Source organism: Vibrio lentus, assembly GCF_002875945.1.
Taxonomy (GTDB): domain Bacteria; phylum Pseudomonadota; class Gammaproteobacteria; order Enterobacterales; family Vibrionaceae; genus Vibrio; species Vibrio apostichopi.
In genome coordinates, this window is sequence record NZ_MCZK01000038.1 from 1 (window position 1) to 3,127 (window position 3,127).

The 3,127-nt window shown below is 40.7% G+C and carries 5 protein-coding genes; 2 read left to right on the top strand and 3 right to left on the bottom strand.

Annotation, left to right across the window (positions count from 1 at the left end):
* From BCT49_RS03510 to BCT49_RS03520, 3 genes are all read right to left on the bottom strand, one after another.
* The coding region (locus BCT49_RS03510; protein ID WP_277869405.1) for a CsgG/HfaB family protein at window positions 1-278 on the bottom strand (278 nt) is incomplete at its 3' end.
* Between the two features lie 16 nt (window positions 279-294).
* Window positions 295-705 carry a curli assembly protein CsgF gene (locus BCT49_RS03515; protein WP_017064154.1) on the bottom strand — a complete coding sequence of 137 codons (411 nt, stop codon included), beginning with the start codon at window positions 703-705 and terminating at the stop codon, window positions 295-297.
* Between the two features lie 10 nt (window positions 706-715).
* A complete protein-coding gene (locus BCT49_RS03520; protein ID WP_241907397.1) occupies window positions 716-1,192 on the bottom strand; it encodes a curli production assembly/transport protein CsgE in 477 nt (158 codons plus the stop codon).
* Window positions 1,193-1,510: 318 nt separating this feature from the next.
* On the opposite strand from BCT49_RS03520, the gene BCT49_RS03525 reads away from it, so the two are divergent.
* Window positions 1,511-2,122 carry a curlin subunit CsgB gene (locus BCT49_RS03525; protein WP_102434172.1) on the top strand — a complete coding sequence of 204 codons (612 nt, stop codon included), beginning with the start codon at window positions 1,511-1,513 and terminating at the stop codon, window positions 2,120-2,122.
* Window positions 2,123-2,204: 82 nt separating this feature from the next.
* Complete coding sequence (locus BCT49_RS03530; RefSeq protein ID WP_102285620.1) at window positions 2,205-3,056, top strand: curlin; 852 nt, start codon at window positions 2,205-2,207, stop codon at window positions 3,054-3,056.
* Window positions 3,057-3,127 lie beyond the last annotated feature (71 nt).

Sequence of the window (3,127 nt, forward strand, 5' to 3'; positions counted from 1 at the left end):
AATTCACTATGCCACTTCATAGTCAGTAAAGACGTCCCACCCTGTGGCACAGCTGTTGAAAAGTTACTGTTTGGCTGAGGTTTGTACTGCCCGGTTTGATCTCTAAAATCATAAACTGATACCAGTATTTTCCCACGAGGCTGCGGTAATGATATGAGATCCGTATAAGTGGATCCTCTCGGCATCAACTTTGGCGTTTCAGAAGTTTCTGGAATTTGCATAGAGTATGTGCACCCTCCCAACACAAAGGTCAAGAAGACGATAATGATCGATTTCATAACACTGTCCTTGTGATTAGAGGTCGGGGTTTAATCCAGATACACTAATTTCTGTCGACTCGCCTGTCGCTTTATCGACGATTTGAACCAGCAACGTCCCCGAGTCGTCAACAATATTTAGGAAAAAGTCATCGGTTTCTAACTGCCCTGTATTTCCGTTACCCACATCAGCAAGCAACTGGCTTATCAAGCGAGATTCTAAACTAGACGCTAAACGATCTAAGGCTGATTCTTGCTCATCAAATATATCCCTTGCACTTGGGTCTTCATAATCATTGATAGCATTAGCGTGATTAAAAAGGTGAGAACTGTTTAAAGCGTTTCCGCCAAAACTTGGATTTACGGGCGTGTAAACTAATTCGCTTGAGTAAACCGAAGGCGAAACTATCAGCGCAATGAGCGCAGCCTTTCTGAAAAATATCGACATCCTTGGCTCCTTAAAATTCATCATGGTCTAGATCGTAAGTGTCCTGAAAGAGTCTCTCTGCTTGCCATCTGATAATGTAATTCCCTACAACTCGAGTGGCATCGGCAGCGCGTTCTTTCGCTTGTCTACGACCAGGGGACAACGCCGTACGGAAGATCGGTTTTCTAGAGTGTTGAACCTCTATGATGCTTCCAGATAATGCAGTTGGCCTCTCTTTTACCGTCAAATTTTCCTTAAGATTGGGATAACTCTCGTTGAGCGATTGCGAGAAGAAGAAGTAGAAGTCATCGCCTAAGCGCGTAATTGTTCTATCCACTATGATCCCGTCAACTTCGCTAAAGTCGTTAAACTTTTCCTTCAGGTTATTTGTCGAATCCTCAAGTTTTGTTCCATTTTCTAAGGGAGCACCATTTTCAAGACCATGACTCGTATCCCCTGCACTAACAGCGCAAGAAAATAGAGTAATTGTAAGCAGCTTGTTTTTCATGTGGGCTCCCATTCAAAGTCCATTTACAAAATGAGAATGTGGTTCGTTGAATCTATACAAAGCCTAATCCATGCTCACAGTGGCATATATAAACTTTAGGTTTAATCTCCGGGAGAAATTAATCAACTAAGGAGGGGATGTTCAAGTTAATTACTAATTAAATTTATCATATGCAATTAAATATTTTCACCTTTAAGTTTATAGATGATATTCATCTAGAAACCTAAGATATTCTCATGCTAGTGAGTTACACGGCGTTCAACACGGAATATATATTTAGTTGAATAAACACGCATCAGACACTTTAGGGTAAAGATAATGATAAGTCGGACAGCATCACTTACCAGCTTAACTTTCTTATATTTATCAATAGGTAATTTAAATGTTGCTATAGCCTCTGGTATTGAGGGGGACTTTTTACATAATGTCGATCAGGACATTATTAATGACTATAGCGATTTATATAACATTTCATCTGGGGACTTAGATAATTACTCAGAGATAGATATAACAAACAGTTCTGATTCAAACTCAACGATTATTCAATATAGTCCTGGAATTAAAGCGAATAATAGAGCGAAAATTAAACAAAGTGGTCACTCTAATTCAGCAAATATTACACAAGTGGGACGGAATAATGTTGCGTATATAGATCAAGATGGGTCGAACAATACCGCCGCGATTGGGCAACTTGGCAGAAATAGCGAAGCGCTGATTTCCCAAGACGGAAACCACAATTTAGCCGTAATAGGACAAGCGAACTTCTCAGGGCAAGGGAGTCAATTAAGTATTGACCAAAAAGGCAACCATAATACGGCATTTATGGCTGGGTCAGGAGGAGACAACTTAGGAATTTCTCAAGATGGGCACGACTTCGCGATAGTCAATGCGTCGAGCTCGATGAGAATCTACATCAATCAAGCAAATTAGCGCGCAGTATGGAAGCTTGATTCAAGGTCACTTCATTTGAAGTGATACATAGTCGACATGGAAATGTATAAGGATACAACCTATGAAACTTACACAAATTGGAATTATAGTCGGTGCCATTATTGGTTTTAACGCAGCTCATGCTGATCCACTTCCAGATTCAGCCCCTGTACCAGGACTTGGTGTTAAAGAAGGAACGACTGATCTAGGCATTGCAGGCAAGGTTGCAGCTATTGAGCCTTTAGCTATGGACAATACTGCGGTATGGCAAATGGGTAGCGGTGACCATGCAAACGTATTGATTGAGCAAAATACGTCAGGTGTTACTGACGGACATATTGCGCTTGTTGACACTCACAACAGTAAGCATTCAGACGTAGTAGTGAAGCAAGACGGTGAACTCAATGAAGCGCATGTGAAACTGCGTTACAAAAGAAATAATGCGCTTATCGACCAAGATGGCTCAAGTAACCAAGCTAGAGTGAAAGTAAAGGGTTCAGGTCGAAATAACGATCTACGAGTCACTCAAATTGGTGATGACAATATTTCGGTAGTGAAGGCCAAAGGTGGTGCAGACAGAAATGAAGCTGACGTTTACATCAATGGTAACTCCAATACCACTTATACAGAGTTTAGTAACGGCAGTGTTGATAGAAATGATGTTGCTATCGACATTTGGGGTGATGGGAACTACGTAGAAACTATCGTCAATACAGATGTAGGTGGTGGTGATAGAAACGATGTGGATATCGATCTTATGAACAGTAACGATAACCGTCTATTTACGTTACAAACTGGTTCATATTCAAACGCAACCGTTGATTTGACGAACAGTGACATGAACCAAATCATGATAGAGCAAACGTCTTATGACAATGCTGCTGTTTTAGGTAACGGCGCTAACGGAAACGTTGGACTGATTTACCAAAACTAATATGAGATTTTTTATAAACAATAAAACGGCGTTAATCGCCGTTTTATTTTACCGGCTCTTCTCCGCTTAGA